Origin of the sequence: Agrobacterium sp. InxBP2, from assembly GCF_026191755.1 — a bacterium.
Taxonomy (GTDB): domain Bacteria; phylum Pseudomonadota; class Alphaproteobacteria; order Rhizobiales; family Rhizobiaceae; genus Agrobacterium; species Agrobacterium pusense.
In genome coordinates, this window is sequence record NZ_JAINDY010000030.1 from 189,901 (window position 1) to 212,451 (window position 22,551).

A 22,551-nucleotide genomic window follows, 5' to 3' on the forward strand; every position below is an offset into this window, starting at 1 on the left:
GCCAAGGAGCAAAGACATGAAATTCACTCTTTCCTGGCTGAAAGAGCATCTCGATACCGATGCGACGCTGGACGAGATCTGCGCGCGGTTGACGGCGATTGGCCTTGAGGTCGAGGATGTTGACGACAAAGCGGCCTACAAGCCCTTCGTCATTGCCAAGGTTGTTTCCGCTGAAAAGCACCCCGAGGCAGACCGCCTGAAGGTGCTGATGGTCGATGCCGGTGACGGCAAGCCGGTGCAGATCGTCTGCGGTGCACCGAATGCGCGCGCTGGGCTCGTCGGTGCGCTCGCACGTCCCGGCACCTATGTCCCGGGCATCGATGTCACGCTCGCCATCGGGAAGATCCGCGGTGTGGAAAGCCATGGCATGATGTGCTCCGAAAAGGAGCTCAACATTTCCGACGATCACGACGGCATCATTGACCTGCCGGCGGATGCGCCTGTCGGTACTTCCTTCGCATCATATGCCGGCCTCGATGATCCTGTCATCGAGATCAATCTCACGCCCAATCGTCCGGACTGCACCTCGATCTACGGCATTGCGCGTGATCTCGCGGCCTCCGGTCTCGGCAAGCTGAAGACAAAGCCTGCACCCTCCTTCAAGGTGGAAGGCGCAACGCCCGTCGATGTGAAGCTGGAACTGGACGATCCCGCCCTCTGCCCTGGCTTTTCACTACGCATCGTGCGCGGTGTGAAGAACGGCCCCAGCCCGAAATGGATGCAGCAGCGTCTTCTGGCGATCGGCCTGCGTCCGATCAATGCGCTTGTTGATATCACCAACTACATGACCTTCGATCAGGGCCGGCCGATGCACGTCTTCGACGCCGCCAAGGTCAAGGGTGATCTGACCGTTCGCCGCGCAAAGGAGGGTGAGACGATCCTCGCGCTCGATCAGCGTGAATATAAGCTCGGCCCGAACAATGTCGTCATCGCCGATGAAAAGGGCCTCGAGTCTATCGGCGGCGTGATGGGTGGCGAACATTCCGGCTGCGACGAAAACACCGTCGACGTGCTGATCGAATCCGCCCTCTGGGACCCGATCAACATTGCCAAGACCGGCCGTTCGCTCGGCATCATCACCGATGCGCGCTACCGTTTCGAGCGCGGTGTCGATCCGGAATACATGGTTCCGGGCCTGGAGCGGACCACCGAACTGGTTCTGGAGCTCTGCGGCGGCGTTGCCGGCGAAGCCAAGGTCGTTGGTTACAAGGGATATCAGCCCAGGGTCGTGGATTTCCCGCTTGCGGAAGTGAAGCGGCTGACGGGGCTCGAAGTCTCGGCTGAAGAGAGCCTGGCCATCCTCAAGGGCCTGGGTTTTGGGGTCGAGGGAACGGGCGAGCGCGTATCCGTCACTGTGCCGTCCTGGCGCCCGGATGTCGACGGCAAGGCTGATCTGGTTGAAGAGGTCATGCGCATTCATGGCGTTGACAATATCAAGCCGGAACCGCTGGAAAGCTTCGGTGCCGTCAACGGTCGCATCCTGACCACGCTGCAGGTCCGCACGCGCACCGCGCGCCGTGCGCTGGCAAGCCGCGGCATGCTGGAGGCCGTCACATGGTCCTTCATTCCGGAAGCGCAGGCGAAGCTATTCGGCGGCGGCTCGCCGGCGCTGAAGCTCGCCAACCCGATTGCGGCCGATATGTCGGATATGCGGCCCTCGCTGCTGCCGGGCCTGCTGACCGCCGCACAGCGCAATGCCGACAAGGGCTATGGTGACGTCGCAATCTTCGAGGTCTCCGGCACCTATGAAGGCGACACGCCTGAGACGCAGCGCCGTGTTGCTGGCGGTGTTCGCCGTGGCACGGCCTCGCTCGCTGGCAGCGGCCGCATGTGGTCCAATGCGTCCAAGGGCGGCGGCAAGCCCGTGGATGTCTACGACGCAAAGGCGGATGCACTGACGGTGCTGGAAGCCTGCGGCCTCCCCATGGCCAATGTCCAGATCGAGGCAGGCGGGCCTGCCTGGTATCATCCCGGCCGCTCCGGCACCATCAAGATGGGCCCGAAGGTCGTGCTTGGTTACTTCGGTGAATTCCATCCGAAAACACTGTCCGATCTGGATGTGTCGGGTGTCTATTGCGGTTTCGAGATTTATCTCGACGCCATGCAGGAGCCGAAGAAGAAAGCCACCCGCACCAAGCCTGCGCTCGAACTTTCCCCCTTCCAGGCGGTCAAGCGCGACTTCGCCTTCGTGGTCGACAAGGCCGTAGAGGCGGGGGCGATCATCAAGGCTGCAACGAGCGCTGATCGCAAACTGATCACAGGCGTCAATGTCTTCGATATTTTCGAAGGCGCATCGCTCGGAGAAAACCGCAAGTCGGTCGCCATCGAAGTGCAGATTCAACCGGTCGACAAGACTCTGACCGATGAGGATTTCGAAGCCTTGACGGCCAAGATCGTCGGCAATGTCGAGAAATCGACAGGCGGCGTTCTGCGCGCCTGACGTCGGATAACAGATTGAAAAAAGCCGCGGCAACCACCGCGGCTTTCTGTTTTTTAACGATTGGCCATCTGTGACATGCGTTCGGGATAACGTTCGCCCGCAACCTTGGACGGAGCCAGCAACGCGCCAAGGCTTTCGACTTCTTCCGGCGTCAGGGACACATCAGCGGCCGCGACGTTTTTCTCCAGATTGGCAATCTTCGTGGTGCCCGGGATCGGTACGATGAAATCCCCCTGCGCCAACACCCAGGCCAATGCCAGTTGCCCGGCAGTCACACCCTTTTCGGCAGCCATGTCTTCCAGAAGTCTGACCAGCGCCAGGTTCGCGTCGAAGTTTTCACCCTGGAAACGCGGCAGGCCACGCCGGAAATCATCGGCTGCAAGTCCGTCCAGCGATTTCAGCGCTCCGGTCAGCGCACCGCGCCCAAGCGGGCTGAACGGTACGAAACCGATGCCCAGCTCACGGCAGGTATCCAGCACGCCATTTTCTTCCGGGTCGCGGGTCCACAGCGAGTACTCGCTCTGAATGGCGGCAATCGGGTGGGTGGCGTGGGCTTTTCGAAGCGTTTCGGCACTGGCTTCGGAGAGGCCGAGATGTTTTACCTTGCCCTGCTTCACCAGTTCCGCCATAGCCCCCACAGTTTCTTCGATTGGCACATCCGGGTCGACACGGTGCTGGTAAAAGAGGTCGATGGCGTCAACGTCGAGGCGCTTGAGGGAGGCTTCGGCGACGGCACGAACATTTTCCGGTCGACCGTCCGTTCCCACCATCATCTGGCCCGCGGGTTTGCTGCCATCAATCTTGAAGCCGAACTTGGTGGCAATCACCACCTTGTCACGATAAGGCTTCAGGCCCTTGCCGAGGAGAATTTCGTTCGTGTAGGGCCCATAAACTTCCGCCGTATCGAAAAATGTTACGCCGAGGTCAACAGCGCGATGCAGCGTCGCGATCGCACTGCTTTCGTCACCGGTCGGGCTATAGGCATGGGTCATTCCCATGCAACCGAGGCCGAGCGCCGATACGGTCAGATGGTCTCCAAGGGTTCTGCTTTTCATCTGTTCGTCCTTCCATAAGGAACCGCCCGTCATCAGGGCGTGATGGGAACATAGCGAATGAGAACAGCAAAAATAATCACTGCAAATCCGCGTGGGTTGTTCTATAATTTAGAACAATGAACCGTGTGCAACTCTCCCAACTGGCCGTTCTCTCCGCCGTTGCCGAAGGCCGGAGCTTTCGCAAGGCGGCTGCCGAACTCGGCATTGCCCCTTCCGCCGTCAGCCATGCGGTCTCGTCGCTGGAGGCGAGCCTGGGCCTGCGGCTACTTCACCGTACCACCCGCAGCGTTTCTCCGACAGAGGAGGGAAAGCGGCTTCTCGAAACCTTGGGTCCGGCGCTTGCCGATATCGACGCCGTCATCGATACTCTTGCCGAACAGGGCGGTCGACCCGCAGGTCCTTTGCGCATCACTCTCCCCAGACTTGCCGCCGAAGATCTTATTGTGCCCCGGCTGGGGGAATTCCTGCGGCTCTATCCCGAAATCTCCCTCGAAATTTCGACCGATGATCGCTTTGAAGATATTGTCGCAAAAGGTTTCGATGCCGGGCTTCGTCTCGGGGAACATCTCGATGCAGATATGATCGCGGTGAAAGCGAGCGGGGCCTGGCGTGGCGCGATTGTCGGCGCGCCGTCCTATTTTGCGGAAAATCCGCCTCCCCGTGATCCGAGGGACCTCATCCGGCATCGCTGCATCCGCCGGCGTTTTGCGAGTGGATTGATCTATCGCTGGGAGCTGGAGAAAAATGGCAGAGCGCTTGTGGTCGACGTTCAGGGGCCGCTGATCCTGTCGGACCAGAGTCTCATTCGCCGGGCGGCGATAGACGGTGCAGGGCTTGCCTTCGTTTTTGAACAGCGTGTCGAAGACGATATAAGGGAGGGCAGGCTGATCAGCGTTCTCGAGGATTGGTGCGCGCCGTTTGATGGATTTTACATCTATTACCCCTCGCGCCGGCAGATGCGTCCGGCGCTGAGGGCCTTCGTGGATTTCTTCCGCTTCCGGGGATGATCAGAAGGTGATGCGATAGCGGATATGGCCGTCGCTTTTCACGTAGCTGTCGTAGAGCTTCTGGGCGCGGTGATTGTCCTCGCCGGTGTTCCAGTAAAGCCTGGACCAGCCCTTTTCCTTGCAGATAGCGATAAGGTCGTCCATCAGCGCCCGGCCCGTCCCCTTACCGCGGATTTCGCCATCGACAAAAAGGTCTTCCAGATAGCAGTCAGGCGTTTTCACCCAGGTGGAATCATGGAAGTGGTGAATGGCGAAACCGGCCATGCGGTCGCCAAGCATTGCCACCCGCATCGAAACGCGGGAGGCGGGGTCGAGAATGCGCTCCCAGGTATGGTCGGTTACCTCGTCGGCAAGATCGACATCGTAAAAGGCGAGATAGTCGTTCCATAGGCGCAGCCATTCCGCCCGGTCAGCCGGCTGCGCATCGCGAATTACAAGCTCCATTTATGCACCCGCCTTGTCGAGAAGCGTCATCATCTCATCCGTCAAGGTCAACTCAACGGCGCGTTTGAAGCTTTCGAGCTGGGACAGGCTGGTGGCACTGGCGATGGGCGCGGTTATCGCCTTCTTTCTCAACAGCCAGGCCAGTGCAATATCTGCAAGCTTGGCCCCCGTTTCGACTGCCACCGCATCCATGGCCCCCAGGACGGCAAGGCCGCGGGCATTGACATATTCGCCCACGCGATAGCTGCGGGCGACGCCCTCTGTATCAGCCTTGGCACGATATTTCCCGGTCAGAAAGCCGGCCGCTAGGCTGTAATAATTGATGACGCCAATCTCTTCCTTCTGGCAAAGCTCGGCAAGCGGGCCTTCGAAATCCTTGCGGTTATAGAGGTTGTATTCCGGCTGCAGCACGTCGTAACGCGGAAGATTATTTTTTTCTGCCGTGTCCAGCGCATCCTGAAGCTGGCCCGCGGAATAGTTGGAGCAGCCTATGGCGCGAATTTTTCCCTGTTCCTTCAGTTTTGCGAAGGCGGCAAGTGTTTCTTCCAGCGGCACGTCGGCATCCGGCTTATGCGCGAGGTAAAGGTCGATATAATCAGTCTGAAGCCGCTTCAGCGAAGCTTCGACGGCTTCGGCGATCCACTTGGCACTGAGGCCGGTCTTCTGGCCGCGATTGTCGAAACCTACCTTGGTGACGATCACCGCGTCCTCGCGCCTGACGCCGGATTGTTTCAGCCACTTGCCGATGATGGCCTCGGATTCACCGCCCACATGCCCATCCACCCAGGCGGAATAGACATCTGCCGTGTCGATGGCGTTGAACCCCGCATCAAAAAAGGCGTCAAGCAGGGCAAAGGACGTCTTTTCATCCGCTGTCCAGCCAAACACGTTGCCGCCGAAGACGATGGGGGCGATGGAGAGGCCGGTGCGGCCGAGGCTTCGTTTTTCCACGGGGAATGCTCCTGTTGCTGTCTTATCGCAAGGTTAGCAACTGCCCGCCGGCATAACCATTCAATTCCTTTGATGGCAATCATCAGGCTGCGGGAGGTCCGAGATTATCAGGCGTGAAAGCCGCGATAGTGGCTGGGCGGATAACGGTTATGCTGCTGCCAGACCCGTCGCAAATGCCGGGCGGAGGCAAAACCCGCCCGTTCGGCAATGGCCTCCATATCAAGGCGGCTGTTTGCGAGAATATCACGGGCGAGGTTGACCCGCATCAGGTTGACATAATCGATGACGCTGATGCCGGCATGCTCGCGAAACAGACGTGAGAGATGCCTTTCGCTGAGCGCGGCGATATCCGCTAGCCGCTCCAGCGACCAGTCCTGCGCCGGTTCGGCCATTACGCGATCCTGCACCCGGTGAATGGCGGGATGGATGTGGTTGCGGCCTGTGAGCCAGGGGGAGATTTGCGGATCGTTACCGCTACGCCTGAGATAAACCACCATGGTTTTGGCGATGCGTGCCGCAACCGCAGGCGATGTCAGCCGGGAGACCACATGCAGCATCAGGTCGATGCCGGTGGAAATACCGGCGCTGGAGAAACGGTTGCCGTCCTCCACGAAAAGGCGGTTTTCGGCCACCTGTGACAATGGCGCAATGCGGCGTAGCCCCTCTATACAGTCGGCATGGGTCGTGCAGTTGCGTCCATCGAAAAGGCCCGCTTCGCCCGCCAGAAGCGCGCCGGAGCAAATGGAAATCACCGTGGTGTCGGGACGCACTGTACGGCGCAGCCATGTCGCCAGCGCCTGCCGCTCACGCTGCGTTCCCGGATCACAGTCGAAGCGTGTTGTGCTCCCGGAGATCAGTAGAAGAGCATTTTCCGGCAACGTCGCCGGCAAGCTCTCAAGCCGGGCAAGCGCAAGACCAATGGAAGTTTGTTGTTCGTCGCTCTCAGCAATGTACCGGCAGTCAAAATGAATGTCGCGCTGTTCCCCGTTGGCATAACGGATCACCTCGAGCGGGCCGGCTATATCGAGCAACAGCGCATGTGGCGGCACAAGCGTATAAAAGGGAATGACGCGGGTGCCGCCCTCATCCATCAGGTGGCCTCTTTGACGGATGCAAGCACGTCGCTGACAGTTGCGATGCGCGCGAAGCGGCCAGCCAGCACCAGTTCGGTTCGCTTGCGGATATCTTCCGCACTGAAAACGGTGCCGGAAGCATGTGTCATCGGGAAAGTCAGCGTCGCTTCGCTGACGTAGTCGACTTTGTAACCAAGATCGGAAGCGTGCCGGGTCGTGGTTTCGCAGCATTGCTCGGTACGGATGCCGGAGACGATCAATCGGTTGATGCCCTTCTCAGTCAGCCAGATTTCAAGACCGGTGCCGGCAAAGGCCGAATGGCGGTTCTTGTGAAAGGTGACATCTGGGGTAATTCTTACGCCCTCAAGTGCACGGATGTAACCGCTGTCTTTTGAGAAGGCCTTGTCACCATCGACATGGAAGATCTGCACAACGGGAATACCAGCAGCTTTGGCGCCATCGATGAGCGCCTGCTGTTTCTCAAGATAAAGCGTGAGGCCGCTTTCATCAAAGTAGGGGGCGTGACGAAAGGATTCCTGAACGTCGATGACAAGCAGCGCGGTGTTGGAAGAGGACATTTCACGGTTCTCCGTTGGGTTCATGTCTAGCATCATTTCCCTTTTGATGTACGTATAAAAGCAGCCAGACCGACAATGGCCGGACAGATCCGGCCATTCTTTATCAGTCGCGCTGCCGCGGCTTGCCAGAGTGTGTGGCGGTGCTAAGTTTCCAGGAATGACAGAACGGGAGAACGAAATGCTGCGCTTCGGAATAATCTCAACGGCGAAAATCGCTCAGGACCACGTTATTCCGGCAATACAGGATGCACAGAACTGTGTGGTCAGCGCCATCGCCAGCCGCGATCCTGCCAAAGCGCGCGCGGTGGCCGATCGCTTTTCAGTGCCCTACGCTTTCGGCTCCTATGAAGAAATGCTGGCTTCTGATGTCATCGATGCGGTTTATATTCCGCTTCCCACCTCGCAGCATGTGGAATGGACCGTCAGGGCGGCTGATGCCGGCAAGCATGTTCTTTGCGAAAAGCCGATTTCATTAAAGGCCGAGGAGATAGACGCCCTTATTGCCGCGCGCGACCGTAACGGCGTTATCGTATCCGAGGCCTTCATGGTGGCCTACGCTCCGGTCTGGGCGAAAGTGAAAGAACTGCTGGCTTCGGGCGCAATTGGTTCGCTGAAACATGTGCAGGGCGCTTTCACCTACTTCAACCGCGATCCCGGTAATATGCGTAATATTCCCGAACTGGGCGGCGGCGCCCTGCCGGATATCGGCGTCTACCCGACGATCGTGACGCGTTTTGCCACCGGTGCGGAACCAAAACGTGTGCAAGCGACCGTCGAACGCGACAGTGAATTCGGCACGGATATCTACGCTAGCGTCAGGGCCGATTTCGGCGGTTTTGAACTGAGCTTCTATCTGGCGACACAACTCGCCTCCCGCCAGCTCATGGTCTTCCATGGCACGGACGGTTACATCGAGGTAAAGTCGCCCTTCAACGCCAATCGGTGGGGTGCGGAAGAGATCGAGTTAACCAATCAGACGCATAACGTCTCGCAAATCTTCCGGTTTCAGGACAGCCGTCAGTACAAGCTGGAAGCGGAGGCCTTTGCCCGTGCGGCGAAAGGTGAGGACGACGTCGTCACGTTGGAAAGCTCAAAGAAGAACCAGCTTTTCATCGACGCCATCTACCGGGCGGCGGAAAAGGACGGCTGGGAAACGGTTTAGTCTCGCTCTTGCCGTTGCCTTTGAAGCCGCCAATAGCCGTAAAGCGCCAGCACCAGTGCCGCGAATGCTGAAAAGACAAGTGGCACGAGCGGTTGCACGAGGGGGTTGCGCCATTGCAGCAGCGCAAAAAGCCCGACGCTGACAATACGTGAGGTAATAGTTACGGCGTTCATCAAAAAACCGTTCGGCCTAACTGATGCCTCAGCATTGACCCGGTTCAGCCGCCAGCTTGTTGCGAGCCCCGTTGCCGCGCCGGGCACGCGGGCGACGAGCGCATCAACGCCGAGATAGGACATAAGCAGACAGGTAACGATAATGTCGGCGGCCAGCCCGCAAATCTCGGTAAGGGCAAAGCGCGGAAGCCTCAAGGCCGGGGACTTTTAGAGGGTTGGCTGAGTGGAACGCGGGCGCTGCAGCACGAGAAGGCTGATAACGACACCGACGACACCGAAATTGTAACCGGCGAGTGCCAGAAGCAGCGACATCAGCGGTACGGCCGTGGGAGAAAGTGCGATCGCCACGCCATAGGCACCGATAATCATCATGCAAATGAAAACGATGCTGAAAACCGAACGTAACGCAACTGCGGTTACGCCAAGCAATGTGGCGGTAAGAAAAATCATGATGCCGCCTCCTCTTTGGTTGCCGGGCCTGGGACAGACGTAACGCCGTCTTCCCTAAAGAACCCTTGTTTTCTCCTCCATTCCCCATTTTCCTAACTCGGTAGTTGAGGATATGGTTTCATCGCGGTTAAAAAAGCGCTGGCCGGCGCTGGCATTTCCGAATCGACGGCTTTTGGTTACAAACAGGCATGAGCGATATCTTCTCCCACGCCGCATTGAGCAATCTTGCCGAATTCTCGGTCTCCGAACTGTCGGGCTCCATCAAACGCACGGTGGAGACGGCGTTCGAACAGGTGCGGGTGCGGGGCGAAATTTCTGGTTATCGTGGGCCGCATTCGTCAGGACACGCCTATTTCTCACTGAAGGATGATCGTGCCCGCATCGATGCGGTGATCTGGAAGGGCACCTTCTCGCGGCTGAAATTCCGCCCGGAAGAGGGCATGGAAGTCATCGCCACCGGCAAGATCACCACCTTTCCCGGTTCCTCGAAATATCAGATCGTCATCGAAAACCTTGAGCCTGCCGGCGCCGGCGCGCTGATGGCGCTTTTGGAAGATCGCCGCCGGCGGCTGGCGGCGGAAGGGCTGTTCGATCCGGCCCGCAAGCGCCGCCTGCCTTTCATGCCGCGCGTCATTGGAGTTGTGACCTCGCCAACGGGCGCGGTCATCCGCGATATTCTCCACCGCATTTCGGATCGTTTCCCGGTCCATGTCGTCGTCTGGCCGGTCAAAGTGCAGGGCGAAGGCTCGGGTGAGGAGGTGGCGAACGCCATTCGCGGCTTCAACGCGCTTCAGCCCGGCGGCGAGATTGCCCGCCCCGATGTAATGATCGTTGCGCGCGGCGGCGGCAGCCTCGAAGACCTCTGGAGCTTCAATGACGAAATCGTCGTGCGCGCAGCTGCCGAGAGCGAAATCCCGCTGATTTCCGCCGTCGGACACGAGACCGATACGACATTGATCGATTATGCCGCCGACGTGCGCGCCCCGACGCCGACGGGAGCCGCCGAAATGGCGGTGCCGGTGCGGGCGGAACTCGAAGCGCAGCTGTCGGGCCTCGCTGCCCGCCTTTCCGGTTCGGTCTTGCGGCAGATGGACAATCGCCGTCAAGGCGTGCGGGCGCTGGTGCGCGCGCTGCCTTCGCTCGATCAGCTTCTTGCTTTGCCGCGCCGCCGGTTCGACGAGGCCGCGAGCGGTCTCGGTCGCGGATTGGAAATAACAGCCCTCAACAAGCGCCGTGCCTTCGAACGTTCTGCCTCGGGTCTCAGGCCGGAAACCCTGTTGAACGGTCTCAAACACCACAGGCAGGGGATCAGCGAACGTATACACCGGGCCGAGACCCTGGTGGAACGCCGCCTGTTGCAGGGCAAGGGCCGCGTTGATGCTTTCGATTCCGCGTTGCGTTCGCTCCCTGCCCGACTTCTCGGCCAGCTGGAGCGGCAGAAGGAACGCGTCGTCACCGCGTCTCGTCGCGCCGATACCGCCGTGTTGCATCGCATGGCGCAGAACCGTTCCGGTCTCGCCGCCCATGATCGTATCCTGCAATCGCTGTCCTATAAGAACGTGCTGAATCGCGGTTATGCGGTGATCCGCGATGATGAGAACCGGCCGCTGACTCGTGCTGCGGCTATCGCGTCAGGCGCTGTTGTCTCTATGGAATTCGCCGACGGTCGCGTCTCCGCCATCACAACGGGAGAGGGGACGCCGTCCCCGGATGCGCCCGTCGCGTTGAAAAAGAAGCCGGTAAAACCGGCTTCTTCGGACCCTGGCAATCAAGGCAGCCTGTTCTGATCAGATTGATGCCGCATCTGAAAAACGGCGGCTGACGGTGAAGGTTTTTTCGATATCGGGATGCAGCTCCATGCCAAGGCCAGCGCCTGGCGGCACGGTGATCATGCCGTTCTTCACTTCCGGCAATGCGGTCACGAGATCGCGATACCAGGTCTTGTAGAAGGCACGCACGCTTTCCTGCACCAGCGCATTCGGCGCATTGAGCGACAGATGTGTGGAGGCGCAGAGCACCACCGGCCCGGTGCAATCATGCGGGGCGACCGGCAGATGCCAGGCTTCCGCCATCGAGGCAATCTTACGCGCTTCGGAAATCCCGCCGCACCAGCTGATATCAAGCATCACCACACCGGCAGCACCTGTCTCGAGCAGGTCGCGGAAGGCCCAGCGGGAGCCAAGCGTTTCGGACGCGGAAATCGGTGCGGGCGAAACAGCGGCATACCGCGTCAGGCTGGAAAGGCTGTCCATCTTGATCGGGTCTTCATGCCAGAAGGTCTGGTATGGCGTGAGCGCCTTGGCGATCTGCATGGCGGGCAGAAGCTGCCACATGGAGTGAAACTCCACCATGATATCCATCTTGTCGCCCACCGCTTTGCGGATTTTTTCAAACGGCTCAAGCGCTGCCTTCAGGTCCGGCATCGAGATATATTGCCCGCGCGTCTTCTCCGCCGCTGCATCGAAAGGCCAGATCTTCATGGCCGTGATGCCGTCTTCCAGCAGCGAATGGGCAAGCTCGTCCGCGCGATGCAGGAAGCCGTTCAGATCGTCATAATCCTTGCCACCGGAGAGGCCGTAATTGGCCGTCTGCTGGCCGGTGGCTTTCTTGATATATTCCGTGCCCGCGCAGGTATTGTAGGTACGGATTTCCTTGCGGCTGAAACCACCGAGCAGCTGGGCTATCGGCTGGTTGGTGGCCTTGCCGAAAATATCCCAAAGCGCAATATCGAATGCCGAATTGCCGCGCACTTCCGCACCGGATGAGCGGAAGCCGAGATAACCGACGAGATCCTGCGCCAGAAGGTCGATCTGCAGCGGATCGCGGCCGATGACCCTGGGTGCAATATATTCATGCACATAGGTCTCCACCGTCTCGGCGCCATAAAAGGTTTCGCCAAGCCCGGTAATGCCTTCATCCGTATGGACCAGAACCCAGAGCAGGTTTGCCCGTTCCGCCACGCGGACGGTCTCGAGTTTGGTGATTTTCATGAAGTGTCTCCTCCAGAGGCAGTCAGTTTCCGTCTGGGACTGCGTTGAAAAAATCAGGCGATGCCGGCCGCCAGAAGCGCGTGAACGCTTTCATCGAAATGACGCGCCATCAGCGTTGAAGCGGTTTGCGGGTCACCGGCGGCAATGGCCTGTCCGATGGCGATGTGAAGTTCGCCTGCAGCATGTCGCTGTGCATCGGATGTGCGGCTTTTCCAGCCGATCGGCCACGTCTGGCGCGTCACATTCTGAAAGGCGCCGAGAATGAGTTCGAAAACCGGGTTCTTGGAGGCTCTTGCAACAGCAAGGTGAAACGCCAGATCATGTTCCATGACCTTGTCATTGTCGCCAAAGTCCCGCTCCATGTTGTTGGCATGGTCGAGAATGGTGAGCGCTTCCGCATCCGTTCGTCTGAGCGCCGCGAGCGTCACGGTTCTGACCTCGATCGTGCGGCGCACATCGTAGATCTGCTGAATGTTGATCTGCTCAGTGTGAATGCCATGTTCGAACATCAGCGACATCGCACCATGATCCAGCGTCGCCACCGTAGCGCGTTTGCCGGCGCTGACATCGATCAGCCGCATGGCCGATAGGGACCGGAAGGCCTCACGGACGACGGTGCGAGAAACGCCGAGCTGCTGCGAAAGCGAAAGTTCGCTGGGGAGCTTGGCGCCGGGCGCAAGTTCGTTTTCGCGGATATGACGGGTGATCGCGCCGATCGTGCTGCTGACGAGACCGGATTCATGCGGAATGGCACTTAACATTTTTCCTCCAACCTGTAGTACAGGTTTACGGAAAATTGCTTACAGGATTTTTGGGCGCGAAACAAGCGGCATCACGGAGCATTATGTTTGCCAGCGGAAAATGCCTATGCTTCGAAATCCCGCAAGAACCGTTTCAGCAGCTGGTTCAGCGTCGTGCGCTCTTCCTCGCTCAGACTGGCGACCAGACGGTGCTGGTTTTCGACATGTGCACCGACCGCCTCCTCGACAATGGAAAATCCCGGTTCTGTTAACGATATCAGGACGCTGCGCCGGTCATCGGGATTATGTATGCGCTTCACAAACCCAGCTTTTTCGAGCTGGTCGATGCGGTTGGTCATGGTGCCGGAGCTTACCATTGTCATCGCCAGCAGATCGCCGGGGGAAAGCCGGTAGGGTGATCCGGAACGCCGTAATGTCGCGAGAACATCGAAAGCGGAGGAGGAAAGACCGTGCTTCAGCAGCACGGTCTCCACCTCTCGCGCTAGATGGGTGGTGAGACGGTTCAGGCGCCCCAGCAGCGCCATGGGTTCGACATCGAGATCGGGCCGCTCCCTGCGCCATTGCGCCAGAATGTGATCGACGCGGTCAAGTGGTTCTTTGCTCATCATCAAGGCATAACAATTAGTGTCTTGACGTCAAGATAAAATCACTTAGGGTGCATTTGTCTTGATATAGAGATTCTTGAAATGAAGAAAAATACAGCCTATGCCGCCGATGTGCTGACGACTTCTCTTGCTCCCGCTATTTGGGGCACGACCTATTTCGTCACCACCGAGCTTCTGCCTCATGGATACCCTCTGCATGTCGCCATGCTGCGCGCATTGCCGGCTGGCGTGTTGCTGCTGCTTTTCGTGAGAAAACTGCCAAACGGTATCTGGTGGCCGCGCAGCCTCATTCTGGGGGCACTGAATTTCTCGTTCTTCTGGGCGATGCTTTTCGTTTCGGCCTATCGGCTGCCCGGCGGCGTGGCGGCAACGGTGGGCGCGGTCCAGCCCCTGATCGTGATTGGCCTTTCTCGGCTGTTTCTCGCGACACCGGTCCGGCCGCTGGCTATCGCGGCCGGTTTTCTGGGTATTGTCGGTGTGGCGCTTCTGGTTTTGGCGCCGGGGGCTGCGATGGATAGTATCGGTGTGGCGGCAGGCCTCGCCGGTGCCGTGTCCATGGCTTTTGGAACAGTGCTGACCCGCAAATGGCGTCCGCCGGTGTCGAACCTGACGTTTACCGCCTGGCAACTGACAGCCGGTGGTATCCTGCTGCTGCCGGTCGCGTATTTTTTTGAACCCGCACTGCCGACGCCGACGGCCGCCAATATTCTCGGCATGGCCTATCTGGGTCTTATCGGCGCTGCCTTGACCTATTTTCTGTGGTTCCGCGGACTTGCCCGCATCGAACCTTCCGCCGCCGCATCGCTTGGTTTTCTAAGCCCGGTCGTTGCAACCCTGCTCGGCTGGCTGGCGCTCGGCCAAAGCCTCACGCCAGCGCAGATCGCAGGTTTCGTTGCGGTGCTCTTCAGCATCTGGCTCAGTCAGCGCAGCCAGTTGCCGAGATAGGTGTCGTCAGGCCCATTCGCCCTTGCGCATGACAGGAACCGTGGAGCCATCCGGCCTCACGCCATCGATATCCACCTTGTCGGAACCGATCATCCAGTCGATGTGGATCAGGCTGGAATTGCCGCCCTGCGCCTTGATCTGATCCTGCGACAGCGACGCGCCGTCGAGAAAGCACTTCGAATAGCACTGACCGAGCGCGATGTGGCACGAGGCATTTTCATCGAACAGCGTGTTGTAGAACAGGATGCCGCTTGCCGAAATCGGCGAGGAATGCGGCACCAGCGCCACTTCACCGAGGCGCCGCGCACCTTCGTCAGTGTCGAGTACCTTGTTCAATACAGCTTCGCCCTTCGAAGCCTTGGCTTCGACGATACGTCCACCCTCGAACTTCACCTGGATATCGTCGATCAGCGTTCCCTGATGCGACAGGGGCTTGGTGCTGGAGACGTAACCGTCGACGCGCAACGCGTGCGGTGTCGTGAACACTTCTTCGGTCGGGATATTGGGGTTGCAGGTGACCCCATTCTTGGCGGTGGAGGCGCCGCCATGCCATTCGTGGCCGTCCGCCAGGCCGATTTTCACATCCGTGCCAGGGCCGGTGAAATGCAGTGAAGCGAAACGTTCGCCATTCAGCCACGCCGAGCGCTTGGCAAGGTTGGCATTGTGCTCAGCCCATGCGGCGACAGGATCAGCCAGATCCACCCGCGAGGCAGCGAAGATGGCGTCGGCTAGCCTGCGGACCGCTTCGTCTTCCGTCACGTCGGGAAACACCTGCTTTGCCCAGGAGGGGTTCGGATAGGAGATGATGTTCCAGTTGATGTCGAAGTTGGAAATCTTCTCCAGCGCCGGCTTATAGGCGGTGGAGTTTGCTTTATTGGCGCGGGCAACCTTGGCGGGGTCCTGTTCGGCCAGCAGCATGGGGTTATCGCCGGCAATTGCCAGCCGCGCCGCGCCGTTCGAATAGGCCTTTGCCATGCCATCATAAAGCCAGCCGGAAGCCCGGTCGAAATTGGCGTCGCTCGCATGGCGATAGCGGGCAAGCGTGGTTTCTTCGTCGGAGTAAAAGGTGGTAACCAGTCCGCCGCCCGCCATATAGGCATGTTTTGTCAGCAATCGCACCAGCGGCAGCGCTGCCAGCGGCGCGGTAATCACCAGATCCTGATCCTTCTGCAATTGCAGACCGACCTTGATGGCGACTTCGGCCAGTTTTTCGAGTTTGACGGGATCGATGGGGGAAACAGTCATGATCTGCCTTCGTCTATTTCAATCGGAGGCGCCGACCATAGCCCATTCCTCCTGAAAGCCAAACGCTTTCAGGCGCGCCCCTTGCGCCTCAATCGGCGACCAGCGGTGCGGCAATGGCCTTCAGTGCCGTTTGGGCATCTCGGGGAGAAAGCCTCACCTGCAAGCCGCGCTGCCCACCATTCATGTAGACATAATCATTCGTCATCGCTTCGGCCTCGATGGCCGTAGGCACCTGTTTTTTCTGTCCGAAAGGGCTGATGCCGCCGACATGGTAACCGGTGGCACGCTCGGCATCGGCAGGTTTCATCATGCTGGCGGATTTGCCTCCGAAAGCGGCCGCAAGCCTCTTCATGCTGACCTCACGATCCGAAGGAACGACGACACAGACCGGCTTGCCGTCTAGCTCCGCCATCAGCGTTTTCAGCACCAGATGCGGTGGCTCGCCGATCGCCTCGGCCGCCTGCAGGCCAATGCGGTCTGCATTCGGGTCGTAATCATAGGTAACGGTGGTGAAGGCGACGCCCGCCTTGTTCAGCATCTGGGTGGCGCGGGTTGTTTTGGACATGGCAGATTGCAGTCACGCAAAAAGAGTCTGGTAGGTTTCAGGCTTGAAACCGACGGTTATCTTGCCCTTCGCCTCCAGCACCGGACGCTTGATCATAGAGGGCTGCTCCAGCATCATTGCAATGGCCTTCTCGCGGCTCAGGCCAGCCTTCTGGCCGTCATCGAGTTTTTTGAAGGTCGTACCGGCGCGGTTGAGAACCATTTCCCAGCCCGCGGCATCGCACCATGTCTCCAGATGGGCGCGGTCAATGCCCGAGGCCTTGTAGTCATGGAAAGAATATTCGACGCCATGGGTTTCCAGCCAGCTTCTGGCCTTCTTCATCGTGTCGCAGTTCTTGATGCCGTAAATGATGATCGTCATGCTGCCAGCCTCTTTGTGTTCAAGCTTTCCGGCATAACAAAATATCCGCCTTATTCAACCCGCCGGCTGAGGCGCCCTGCGTCCTTTTGAAGACGCCAAGCCTGAGCCATGCGAAATCGCAATGGCTGATATCCGAACGAGCGCGAGCAAAGCTGCATGGCTTCCCTGCTACATCATGAGTTGTAGAACGGTGCGGAAATGCCCATTATCTGGGCATCAAAGATGGAGAAAAAAATGCGTCAGGTTGCAAAGACATCGCGTAACTTCTTCGGTGAAACTTTCGCCGTTCTCGGTGCAGCGCTCTCGGTTTCGGCCGCTGTTCGCGCGCATCGCAAGCCCGCCCGTGCCGATCTCGAAGCCCTCGGCATCGATGGCAAGGCTTTCGACAAGGTTCAGCTCTAAGCTGGTTATCGTTCCCGGCGAGGCGGCACCGCCTCGCTCGCGCCGGATACCGGAACACCCGGTTCTCGGCGGGCGCTACAAACTGCGCTTTTGCTGGCGCATCCTCTGCGTCTACAGCAGTGGGGCAGCTAATGCTAGGCATGTATGCCGTGCTTTTTCACGCAAGCGTTATCGCGCCGCCATCTTGTGCGCCGACCGCTTCTGCGGCCTGAATATTTTTTCCGGCAGATATAATTGACTTTCCGGCTGCTCATAGCGGTCCGCTTTCGCCGAAAGCGGGAAGCGCCCGAGAGATTCGTGCCGCGTCTCTCCATTATGGCTGAAGATGAGTTCGAAGCTGCCCGCCAGCCAGCTATATGGTTTTTCAACAGGCATGATGTCGATTTTCCCGCAGCCATAGACCACGGTGAGATGCGGCGTGAACGACGATGCGGCGACAAAGGGCAGATTGGCCCGCCAAAGCGCGCGCTGCACCATCTTCGCCAATGCTCTGAGCTCCAGCATCTCGCGGCGGCTGCTTAGCGCCAGACAGCTGCGATTGCCGAAAAGCGAGCTGCCATCGAACGTAATCGGAACGGGACGCGCCCTTATTTCCGCCAGTGCCGCCTTCAGCCGGTTTGCGAAACCGCGAGGCACGGTGTCGAAACACCCGACGCAAAGGAGGGTGATATGCAGAAGCTCGGCTGGATGGGCCGCCCGCTTCGTCCGCCCGGCGGCATGGCACGATGCATCGGTGAAAATTCTTTCCGCCAAGGCCACCGGCGGCTTCAGCACGATTAAGACCTTGTTGCCAAATCGCGGATTGACCCGTCGCTGCTTCTCCAGATCGAAGCCTTCGAGGAAAAGCTGCCCTGACCCTCCATTATCCGTCAACTCGAAACTCACGACGATGCTCCACGGCCTTTGCTCAAGGCCGCAATATTATCATCGCCGAGGAAAATTGGAAGAACAAAAAGCGAACAAAACTTCACCATATGCGGGGCAATATCCGATACGGCCTTTCGCGAACGCAATCCGTATGACCCGGCAACTCTGTCTGGAGCATACGATCTTCCCAGCTGGTCCGCGGGACCAGCATTCCGCTAGCCAAGGTGGCGGGAAGCAGGGCCAACCAACAAGCCAATGCGAGTGGCATGTCGATGGGGGCCAGGCAATGACGGGGCAATGGCTGAGGGCATGCCTTTCTTTTATGGTTCTCCGCCTGTGATCGTCGGGGTCGATCCTCGTCCGGATCCCATCGCCGTTGACATTCTACCTACTAGTTGGTAGGTAAAAGCATGAAAAGCTCTAAAACCAAAGCCGATGACATTCTCCAGTGCGCCCGGACCCTGATTGTGAGAGGGGGCTATAATAGTTTTAGCTATGCCGATATTTCCCATGTAGTCGGCATTCGCAACGCGAGTATCCATCACCATTTTCCCAGCAAGGCGGACTTGGTCGCGAAACTGGTGTCACAGTACAGGCACGAGGCCGAAGCCGGTATCGCCGCGCTGGAGCAGCACATTCCAGATCCGCTGGAGCAGCTTCGCGCCTATATCGGCTATTGGGAGCGCTGCATCGCCGATGCAACCCATCCCTTCTGCGTCTGTGCGCTGCTTGCCGGCGAAATACCGATTCTTCCCGAAGCGGTCGTTCTCGAGGTGCGTGCGCATTTTCGGAGTCTCTCGGACTGGCTTACAGCCGTGCTGGAGCGCGGCGCTTCCCAGGGGCGCCTTGCACTAACCGGCACAGCGCGGGTCAATGCTGAGATGTTCATGGCCACCGTGCACGGCGCAATGCTCTCAGCGCGCGCACATGGCGATGCCACAAGCTTTGGCGCCATAACCCGCCCGATGCTGGAGCGCATCACCGCTTGAACTGCATCTTGCGAGGGGCGTCGACGCATGACCCAAACGAGACCGACCGATCAACTAATGACGCTGCTCTGGCAGACATGCCGGCGACAATCTGCGTTCCGGACCACCCCATCTTTCAGGAAGAGAAAGGCAATTTCGCATGTTCGGTATTTCTTCGCTTGGCTGGATCCACACGCTCGGCAGTCTGCCCGCCATTCCCGCGGCCATTTTCATGTTTACCCGTTACGGTCGCATCGTCCCCCGATCCACGCCCGGGGCAATCTACTTTGTGTCCATGCTGATTGGCGCTGCAACTGTCTTTCTTGTGGCGCATCAGCCAATCAGCTACGTCGTTGGCGTCCTGACCATCCTGTTCCTGCTTGCAGGCTACGGTATCGAACGCGTTCTGGGTTCAACGCGTATCGCCAGATATATTGAAACCATCTGTCTCAGCATTACCGCGTTTCTGTTGATGGTCCCGACGGTGAGTGAAATTCTGCGCCGTGTTCCCGACGGTCATCCGATAGTGACAGACCTGAAATCGCCGCTGCTTCTCGGCGCCCAGGCAGGATTGCTGGCGATCCTCGTGGTCGGCCTGACTGCCCAGATGATCTATCTCATCCGACAAAACAAAAACGCCGCGAACTAGTCGCGGCGTCGTCTTTCTTCCTTAGATACGGTGGCGTTGCGGCAGCAACCTCACCGTATCGAGTATGGTCCTATTCCCACTCGATCGTGCCGGGCGGCTTGCTCGTGACATCGTAGACGACACGGTTGATGCCGCGCACTTCGTTGATGATGCGGGTTGCCGCACGGCCGAGGAAGTTCATGTCGTAGGGATAGAAATCCGCAGTCATGCCGTCCACCGAGGTCACCGCGCGCAGCGCACAGACGAAGTCATAGGTTCGGTAGTCGCCCATGACGCCAACAGTCTGGACCGGCAGCAGCACGGCGAAAGCCTGCCAGATGGTGTCGTAAAGACCGGCCTTGCGGATCTCGTCGAGATAGATCGCATCCGCTTTACGCAGGATATCGAGCTTTTCACGGGTAATCGCACCGGGGCATCGGATCGCAAGACCCGGACCGGGGAAGGGATGGCGGCCGATGAAGCTTTCCGGCAGGCCGAGTTCGCGGCCAAGAGCGCGTACTTCGTCCTTGAAGAGTTCACGCAGCGGCTCGACGAGTTGCATGTTCATGCGCTCGGGAAGACCGCCGACATTGTGGTGGCTCTTGATGGTCACCGAAGGGCCACCGGAGAAGGAGACACTTTCGATGACGTCGGGGTAGAGCGTGCCCTGCGCGAGGAAGTTCGGAGCACCCTTGCCATCGGCGGCAATCTTGGCCGCTTCGGCCTCGAAAACCTCGATGAACAGACGGCCGATGGTCTTGCGCTTCACTTCCGGATCGGAAACGCCGGAGAGTTCGCCGAGGAACAGGTCGGATGCGTCCACATGAACAAGCGGAATATTGTAGTGGTCGCGGAACATGCCGACGACCTGTTCGCTTTCCCCAAGCCGCATCAGCCCATGATCGACGTAAACGCAGGTCAGCTGGTCGCCGATAGCCTCATGAATGAGAATAGCTGCAACCGAAGAATCGACGCCACCTGAAAGTGCACAGAGCACCCGGCCGGTGCCGACCTGCTCGCGGATCTTGCGGATCATCTCGGCGCGATAGGCCGCCATCGTCCAGTCGGATTTCAGACCAACGATCTTGTGCACGAAGTTTGACAGCAGCTTGCCGCCATCGGGCGTATGCACCACTTCCGGATGGAACATGGTGGAGTAATAGTGCCGCTTCTCGTCCGCTGCGATGGCGAACGGTGCGTTTTCGGAGGTTGCGATGACCTCGAAGCCTTCCGGCAGCTTCGTCACGCGGTCGCCATGGCTCATCCACACCGGGTAGCTTTTGCCCTGCTCCCAGAAGCCTTCGAACAGCGGGCTAGCCTTCTTGATGTCGATATCGGCGCGGCCGAATTCCGCCGCATGGCCGCCCTCGACAACGCCGCCGAGCTGTGTGCACAGTGTCTGCTGGCCATAGCAGATGCCGAGGATCGGTACCTTGCTGTCGAACACTGCCTGCGGCGCGCGCGGGCTTCCTTCCGCCGTGACAGATGCGGGGCCGCCGGAGAATATCACGCCCTTGGGCTGAAGTTTCTCAAACGCCTCTGCGGCATTCTGGAACGGGTGGATTTCGCAATAGACCCCGGCTTCGCGGATGCGGCGCGCAATCAGCTGCGTCACCTGGCTGCCGAAATCGATGATGAGAATGCTGTCGGGATGGGCTATCTGGGTCATGGCGAGCCTTTAAAGAAAATGGCGGCTTTAGGCAACCCGGAAGCGGGTGGCAAACAGTAGAAAATCGCGAAAATCGCAAGGTTCAGAGGGCTATCGCGCCGTCTTCGATAGCGCGACAGAGCCGGTCAACGGCATCCGCCAGTTTTTCATCGATGATGTGCAGATACTCGGTCCAGTCATTCACGTGTTTCACATCGGCCTTGCCGTCGGAAATACCGCGCAGGCCAATCAGCGGTAAACCGAAACGCTGGCATGCTCTTAAAACTGCATATGTCTCCATTTCCACCATATCGGCGTCGATCAGCCCATAGGCCTCGCCGGAAACGACATTGGCGCCGGTGGAAAGCCGCGCCCCGGCAACGTCGGGTATCCGCAAGGGCAAGGCCACCTCCGCCGGCAGGTCGAGAAACGGTGTGCAACCCTTCGCAAAACCGAAGGGAGAGGCATCCATGTCACGATAAGAAACCGACACTGCCTGGTAGATTGCGGTCTGTTCGAGCGTGCGGGAACCGGCGGAGCCGAGCGACACAACGAGGTCTGGCAGATGGCCCGCCGTATCGAGACCGGCAAGAACGGTCGTGACCGCAATAGCCGCTTCGACGGGTCCAACACCGGTCATCAGCGGTGTGATGCGTGACTGCAGGTGGGGACCGTATTCGGCGGAAGCCGCCATGACGAACAGGAGTGATTTATCCGCGACATGCATAAGCTGGTAGCTCATCCGGTAATATCCTCGCGTCCTTTAACCACCATCATCGTGCCCGTCATTGAGGCGATCAGCTTTGCCGGCCCATCGGACAGGGCATAGGCGCGACCATCGGCGACGATAAGATTATTGCCGGGCTTGATGATCTCGCCGCGAAACAGAAACCGCTCGCCGCGTCCCGGCGACATGAGGTTCACCTTGAACTCGATGGTCAGCAGCGAGGCTTCCGGCTCAATGATCGTATAGGCGGCATAGGTGCAGGCGGTATCCAGACCGGCGGCGATGACACCCGCATGTAGTATGCCGTGCTGCTGCGTCAGCTTTTCATGAAAAGGGAGTTCGATTTCCACCAGCCGGTGTTCGATACGGCTGATTTCGGCGTTAATCGCCTGAACCACGCCCTGCCGCGCAAAGCTTCTTTCTATCCGCTGACGAAAATCGCCGGGATCAGTGATCTCCATGGCCTGCCTGCCTGCTTCTGCCTCATCGCAAACTGACATGGCGCGG

General features: G+C 58.9%; 25 protein-coding genes. 8 read left to right on the plus strand and 17 right to left on the minus strand.

Going from position 1 to position 22,551, the window contains the following annotated elements; genetic code table 11:
* Positions 1-16: 16 nt before the first annotated feature.
* Positions 17-2,440 (plus strand): phenylalanine--tRNA ligase subunit beta, encoded by a 2,424-nt coding sequence (gene pheT / locus K7A42_RS16170; RefSeq protein WP_282455546.1) that lies wholly within the window; start codon positions 17-19, stop codon positions 2,438-2,440.
* 53 nt (positions 2,441-2,493) lie between these two features.
* Here pheT and K7A42_RS16175 read toward each other — a convergent pair whose 3' ends face one another.
* Entirely contained in the window at positions 2,494-3,495 is a 1,002-nt protein-coding gene (locus K7A42_RS16175) for an aldo/keto reductase (RefSeq protein ID WP_282455547.1), read from the minus strand.
* A 116-nt stretch (positions 3,496-3,611) separates the two neighbouring features.
* Here K7A42_RS16175 and K7A42_RS16180 point away from each other — a divergent pair, with 116 nt between their 5' ends.
* Positions 3,612-4,502, plus strand: a complete 891-nt coding sequence (locus K7A42_RS16180; RefSeq protein WP_282455548.1) for a LysR family transcriptional regulator — start codon at positions 3,612-3,614, stop codon at positions 4,500-4,502.
* On the opposite strand, the gene K7A42_RS16185 is transcribed toward K7A42_RS16180, so the two are convergent.
* From K7A42_RS16185 to K7A42_RS16200, 4 genes are all read right to left on the minus strand, one after another.
* Positions 4,503-4,946 carry a GNAT family N-acetyltransferase gene (locus tag K7A42_RS16185; RefSeq protein ID WP_006699727.1) on the minus strand — a complete coding sequence of 148 codons (444 nt, stop codon included), beginning with the start codon at positions 4,944-4,946 and terminating at the stop codon, positions 4,503-4,505.
* The gene (locus tag K7A42_RS16190) at positions 4,947-5,897 is read right to left on the minus strand and encodes an aldo/keto reductase (RefSeq protein WP_112766063.1); all 951 of its coding nucleotides are present in this window, start codon (positions 5,895-5,897) and stop codon (positions 4,947-4,949) included.
* A 107-nt stretch (positions 5,898-6,004) separates the two neighbouring features.
* Positions 6,005-6,988 (minus strand): GlxA family transcriptional regulator, encoded by a 984-nt coding sequence (locus K7A42_RS16195; protein WP_035206631.1) that lies wholly within the window; start codon positions 6,986-6,988, stop codon positions 6,005-6,007.
* Positions 6,988-7,548 (minus strand): isochorismatase family protein, encoded by a 561-nt coding sequence (locus K7A42_RS16200; RefSeq protein ID WP_282455549.1) that lies wholly within the window; start codon positions 7,546-7,548, stop codon positions 6,988-6,990. Before K7A42_RS16200 ends, K7A42_RS16195 begins: the two co-directional genes overlap by 1 nt.
* A 178-nt stretch (positions 7,549-7,726) precedes the next feature.
* Between K7A42_RS16200 and K7A42_RS16205 the strand changes: the two genes are divergently transcribed.
* Entirely contained in the window at positions 7,727-8,710 is a 984-nt protein-coding gene (locus K7A42_RS16205; RefSeq protein ID WP_282455550.1) for a Gfo/Idh/MocA family protein, read from the plus strand.
* Here the strand turns inward: K7A42_RS16205 and K7A42_RS16210 are convergent.
* Positions 8,707-9,078: a hypothetical protein gene (locus K7A42_RS16210; RefSeq protein ID WP_282455551.1), complete on the minus strand. Its 372-nt coding sequence runs from the start codon at positions 9,076-9,078 to the stop codon at positions 8,707-8,709. The two genes, K7A42_RS16205 and K7A42_RS16210, sit on opposite strands and share 4 nt — an antisense overlap.
* Positions 9,079-9,090: 12 nt before the next feature.
* Positions 9,091-9,333 carry a hypothetical protein gene (locus K7A42_RS16215; RefSeq protein ID WP_004439396.1) on the minus strand — a complete coding sequence of 81 codons (243 nt, stop codon included), beginning with the start codon at positions 9,331-9,333 and terminating at the stop codon, positions 9,091-9,093.
* Between the two features lie 188 nt (positions 9,334-9,521).
* Between K7A42_RS16215 and xseA the strand changes: the two genes are divergently transcribed.
* Positions 9,522-11,120 carry an exodeoxyribonuclease VII large subunit gene (gene xseA / locus K7A42_RS16220; protein ID WP_282455552.1) on the plus strand — a complete coding sequence of 533 codons (1,599 nt, stop codon included), beginning with the start codon at positions 9,522-9,524 and terminating at the stop codon, positions 11,118-11,120.
* On the opposite strand, the gene K7A42_RS16225 is transcribed toward xseA, so the two are convergent.
* From K7A42_RS16225 to K7A42_RS16235, 3 genes are all read right to left on the minus strand, one after another.
* On the minus strand, positions 11,121-12,323 hold the full coding sequence (locus tag K7A42_RS16225; RefSeq protein ID WP_072493847.1) for a mandelate racemase/muconate lactonizing enzyme family protein: 1,203 nt from the start codon (positions 12,321-12,323) through the stop codon (positions 11,121-11,123). It lies immediately after the preceding gene.
* Between the two features lie 53 nt (positions 12,324-12,376).
* Positions 12,377-13,084, minus strand: a complete 708-nt coding sequence (locus tag K7A42_RS16230; protein ID WP_020011124.1) for a FadR/GntR family transcriptional regulator — start codon at positions 13,082-13,084, stop codon at positions 12,377-12,379.
* 104 nt (positions 13,085-13,188) lie between these two features.
* Positions 13,189-13,689 (minus strand): MarR family winged helix-turn-helix transcriptional regulator, encoded by a 501-nt coding sequence (locus tag K7A42_RS16235; protein WP_282455553.1) that lies wholly within the window; start codon positions 13,687-13,689, stop codon positions 13,189-13,191.
* 81 nt (positions 13,690-13,770) lie between these two features.
* Between K7A42_RS16235 and K7A42_RS16240 the strand changes: the two genes are divergently transcribed.
* Positions 13,771-14,634 carry an EamA family transporter gene (locus K7A42_RS16240; protein WP_282455554.1) on the plus strand — a complete coding sequence of 288 codons (864 nt, stop codon included), beginning with the start codon at positions 13,771-13,773 and terminating at the stop codon, positions 14,632-14,634.
* Between the two features lie 6 nt (positions 14,635-14,640).
* On the opposite strand, the gene K7A42_RS16245 is transcribed toward K7A42_RS16240, so the two are convergent.
* The 3 genes from K7A42_RS16245 to K7A42_RS16255 form a co-directional block, all read right to left on the minus strand.
* Complete coding sequence (locus tag K7A42_RS16245) at positions 14,641-15,879, minus strand: aminopeptidase (protein WP_035206643.1); 1,239 nt, start codon at positions 15,877-15,879, stop codon at positions 14,641-14,643.
* 88 nt (positions 15,880-15,967) lie between these two features.
* Positions 15,968-16,444 (minus strand): Cys-tRNA(Pro) deacylase, encoded by a 477-nt coding sequence (gene ybaK, locus K7A42_RS16250; protein WP_282455555.1) that lies wholly within the window; start codon positions 16,442-16,444, stop codon positions 15,968-15,970.
* A gap of 12 nt (positions 16,445-16,456) precedes the next feature.
* Positions 16,457-16,804 carry an ArsC family reductase gene (locus K7A42_RS16255; RefSeq protein ID WP_282455556.1) on the minus strand — a complete coding sequence of 116 codons (348 nt, stop codon included), beginning with the start codon at positions 16,802-16,804 and terminating at the stop codon, positions 16,457-16,459.
* A 234-nt stretch (positions 16,805-17,038) separates the two neighbouring features.
* Here K7A42_RS16255 and K7A42_RS16260 point away from each other — a divergent pair, with 234 nt between their 5' ends.
* The gene (locus K7A42_RS16260) at positions 17,039-17,206 is read left to right on the plus strand and encodes a hypothetical protein (RefSeq protein WP_003503889.1); all 168 of its coding nucleotides are present in this window, start codon (positions 17,039-17,041) and stop codon (positions 17,204-17,206) included.
* 168 nt (positions 17,207-17,374) lie between these two features.
* Here the strand turns inward: K7A42_RS16260 and K7A42_RS16265 are convergent, their stop codons facing one another.
* Positions 17,375-18,091 carry a 2'-5' RNA ligase family protein gene (locus K7A42_RS16265; RefSeq protein WP_077986565.1) on the minus strand — a complete coding sequence of 239 codons (717 nt, stop codon included), beginning with the start codon at positions 18,089-18,091 and terminating at the stop codon, positions 17,375-17,377.
* A gap of 392 nt (positions 18,092-18,483) precedes the next feature.
* Between K7A42_RS16265 and K7A42_RS16270 the strand changes: the two genes are divergently transcribed.
* Complete coding sequence (locus K7A42_RS16270) at positions 18,484-19,062, plus strand: TetR/AcrR family transcriptional regulator (RefSeq protein WP_022555470.1); 579 nt, start codon at positions 18,484-18,486, stop codon at positions 19,060-19,062.
* Positions 19,063-19,201: 139 nt separating this feature from the next.
* Entirely contained in the window at positions 19,202-19,690 is a 489-nt protein-coding gene (locus K7A42_RS16275; protein ID WP_006699713.1) for a hypothetical protein, read from the plus strand.
* 70 nt (positions 19,691-19,760) lie between these two features.
* On the opposite strand, the gene guaA is transcribed toward K7A42_RS16275, so the two are convergent.
* The 3 genes from guaA to K7A42_RS16290 form a co-directional block, all read right to left on the minus strand.
* A complete protein-coding gene (gene guaA, locus K7A42_RS16280; protein ID WP_022555471.1) occupies positions 19,761-21,338 on the minus strand; it encodes a glutamine-hydrolyzing GMP synthase in 1,578 nt (525 codons plus the stop codon).
* An 82-nt stretch (positions 21,339-21,420) separates the two neighbouring features.
* Complete coding sequence (locus K7A42_RS16285; RefSeq protein ID WP_037089430.1) at positions 21,421-22,059, minus strand: 5'-methylthioadenosine/S-adenosylhomocysteine nucleosidase; 639 nt, start codon at positions 22,057-22,059, stop codon at positions 21,421-21,423.
* Positions 22,056-22,505 carry a PaaI family thioesterase gene (locus tag K7A42_RS16290; RefSeq protein WP_003520131.1) on the minus strand — a complete coding sequence of 150 codons (450 nt, stop codon included), beginning with the start codon at positions 22,503-22,505 and terminating at the stop codon, positions 22,056-22,058. Before K7A42_RS16290 ends, K7A42_RS16285 begins: the two co-directional genes overlap by 4 nt.
* Positions 22,506-22,551 lie beyond the last annotated feature (46 nt).

What these genes read in the sequence shown, in the direction of transcription:
- K7A42_RS16245 (WP_035206643.1), bottom strand. Translation starts at nt 15,879, where the DNA reads ATGACTGTTTCCCCCATCGATCCCGTCAAACTCGAAAAACTGGCCGAA.
- K7A42_RS16200 (WP_282455549.1), bottom strand. Translation starts at nt 7,548, where the DNA reads ATGTCCTCTTCCAACACCGCGCTGCTTGTCATCGACGTTCAGGAATCC.
- K7A42_RS16285 (WP_037089430.1), bottom strand. Translation starts at nt 22,059, where the DNA reads ATGAGCTACCAGCTTATGCATGTCGCGGATAAATCACTCCTGTTCGTC.
- K7A42_RS16270 (WP_022555470.1), top strand. Translation starts at nt 18,484, where the DNA reads ATGAAAAGCTCTAAAACCAAAGCCGATGACATTCTCCAGTGCGCCCGG.
- K7A42_RS16230 (WP_020011124.1), bottom strand. Translation starts at nt 13,084, where the DNA reads ATGTTAAGTGCCATTCCGCATGAATCCGGTCTCGTCAGCAGCACGATC.
- K7A42_RS16235 (WP_282455553.1), bottom strand. Translation starts at nt 13,689, where the DNA reads ATGAGCAAAGAACCACTTGACCGCGTCGATCACATTCTGGCGCAATGG.
- xseA (WP_282455552.1), top strand. Translation starts at nt 9,522, where the DNA reads ATGAGCGATATCTTCTCCCACGCCGCATTGAGCAATCTTGCCGAATTC.
- K7A42_RS16185 (WP_006699727.1), bottom strand. Translation starts at nt 4,946, where the DNA reads ATGGAGCTTGTAATTCGCGATGCGCAGCCGGCTGACCGGGCGGAATGG.
- K7A42_RS16275 (WP_006699713.1), top strand. Translation starts at nt 19,202, where the DNA reads ATGTTCGGTATTTCTTCGCTTGGCTGGATCCACACGCTCGGCAGTCTG.
- K7A42_RS16290 (WP_003520131.1), bottom strand. Translation starts at nt 22,505, where the DNA reads ATGGAGATCACTGATCCCGGCGATTTTCGTCAGCGGATAGAAAGAAGC.
- guaA (WP_022555471.1), bottom strand. Translation starts at nt 21,338, where the DNA reads ATGACCCAGATAGCCCATCCCGACAGCATTCTCATCATCGATTTCGGC.
- K7A42_RS16195 (WP_035206631.1), bottom strand. Translation starts at nt 6,988, where the DNA reads ATGGATGAGGGCGGCACCCGCGTCATTCCCTTTTATACGCTTGTGCCG.
- K7A42_RS16225 (WP_072493847.1), bottom strand. Translation starts at nt 12,323, where the DNA reads ATGAAAATCACCAAACTCGAGACCGTCCGCGTGGCGGAACGGGCAAAC.
- K7A42_RS16255 (WP_282455556.1), bottom strand. Translation starts at nt 16,804, where the DNA reads ATGACGATCATCATTTACGGCATCAAGAACTGCGACACGATGAAGAAG.
- K7A42_RS16240 (WP_282455554.1), top strand. Translation starts at nt 13,771, where the DNA reads ATGAAGAAAAATACAGCCTATGCCGCCGATGTGCTGACGACTTCTCTT.
- ybaK (WP_282455555.1), bottom strand. Translation starts at nt 16,444, where the DNA reads ATGTCCAAAACAACCCGCGCCACCCAGATGCTGAACAAGGCGGGCGTC.
- K7A42_RS16180 (WP_282455548.1), top strand. Translation starts at nt 3,612, where the DNA reads ATGAACCGTGTGCAACTCTCCCAACTGGCCGTTCTCTCCGCCGTTGCC.
- K7A42_RS16175 (WP_282455547.1), bottom strand. Translation starts at nt 3,495, where the DNA reads ATGAAAAGCAGAACCCTTGGAGACCATCTGACCGTATCGGCGCTCGGC.
- K7A42_RS16215 (WP_004439396.1), bottom strand. Translation starts at nt 9,333, where the DNA reads ATGATTTTTCTTACCGCCACATTGCTTGGCGTAACCGCAGTTGCGTTA.
- K7A42_RS16205 (WP_282455550.1), top strand. Translation starts at nt 7,727, where the DNA reads ATGCTGCGCTTCGGAATAATCTCAACGGCGAAAATCGCTCAGGACCAC.
- K7A42_RS16260 (WP_003503889.1), top strand. Translation starts at nt 17,039, where the DNA reads ATGCGTCAGGTTGCAAAGACATCGCGTAACTTCTTCGGTGAAACTTTC.
- pheT (WP_282455546.1), top strand. Translation starts at nt 17, where the DNA reads ATGAAATTCACTCTTTCCTGGCTGAAAGAGCATCTCGATACCGATGCG.